General features: G+C 58.2%; 2 protein-coding genes. Both read left to right on the forward strand.

Features of this window, described 5'->3' with window-relative positions; all coding sequences use genetic code 11:
• The coding region (locus tag IB235_RS24725; protein ID WP_304612864.1) for a glycosyltransferase at positions 1-626 on the forward strand (626 nt) is incomplete at its 5' end.
• Positions 616-1,077, forward strand: a 462-nt coding sequence (locus IB235_RS24730; RefSeq protein WP_225612624.1) for a hypothetical protein, incomplete at its 3' end; no start/stop codon positions are given. The genes IB235_RS24725 and IB235_RS24730, both read left to right, overlap by 11 nt.

Genomic DNA, 1,077 nt, shown 5'->3' on the forward strand with positions numbered 1-1,077 from the left:
ATGCCGATACGCTGGTGGTTAGGTCGATGTCTGCCCTTGCCCATCTGGACCTGCATGGCAATATCGCGGCAGCGGTTGATGATTACATCGTGCCTTTCCCGAAGAAAATCGCGACACGCCGGGACAAATTGGGGCTTGGTCCGGACAGTTCCTATTTCAATTCGGGTGTGATCCTTTTTGACTGGCAGTCCTGCCTGAAATCCGACCTGCTTGGACAGGCGCGGCACAATGTTGAAAATCGGCATTCTGCCTATCACGCGCTGGATCAGGATGCGCTGAACGCGGCGCTGGATGGAAAATGGGCACGACTGCATCCGAAATGGAATGCCCAGACCGGATTTTTGCCAGACATCCGCGATCCGATTATCGTGCATTTCACCGGACGGCGAAAGCCATGGCAAAACGGCGCAGCGTGGGTCCATCGGGGATATTCACGAAAGTACGCGGAATATCTGGCGGGAACGGATTGGCCCGGATTTTGCGCGCACACGGCGATTTCGGGAAAGCTTGCCAAATATGCCCTGCATCTGGGTAAGAAGCTTGAGGGCCTGCCCAAGGCCGGCAAGATCCGCGCCTTTCTGAAGGCCAGCAGCGATGCCCGTATCTGGAGAGGCGATGACATCTGAACTGACCTTCAGCGCCGAGGAATGGCGCGGCGTCTTCGCCCCCTATACCGACATCGTCCTTGTCGCGAATAATGACGAAGTCGATGCCGAAGAACTCGCCTCGACCTTCCCCGAAACGACGTTGTTCATCTTTTTCAACAAGGTCTACAAGGGTCTGCGCGCGCCCTTCCGGCGGCCCGCACTGCTGGCTTGCCGCAGCGGAACCATGGGCGCGAATGTCGTCCATCGCCGCGAGGTCGCGGATGTCTTGGGCTATTTCGACCCGGCCTCGTTTCTGGGTGTCGTCAATGTCGCCATCATGGCGACCGAGCGTTTCAGCCCGGCCGAGGCTTTCGGCGGCGTTCCGGTCCGTCATCTGCATCTGGGTCAGATGATCCTGGGCTATTACCCCAAGGACAAGTTCCCGACGACCGGCTTCGGCCTGTGCATGTGGCTGCAATCCTTGGAACTG

It is taken from the genome of Paracoccus sp. PAR01, assembly GCF_014851995.1.
GTDB classification, from domain to species: Bacteria; Pseudomonadota; Alphaproteobacteria; order Rhodobacterales; family Rhodobacteraceae; genus Paracoccus; species Paracoccus litorisediminis.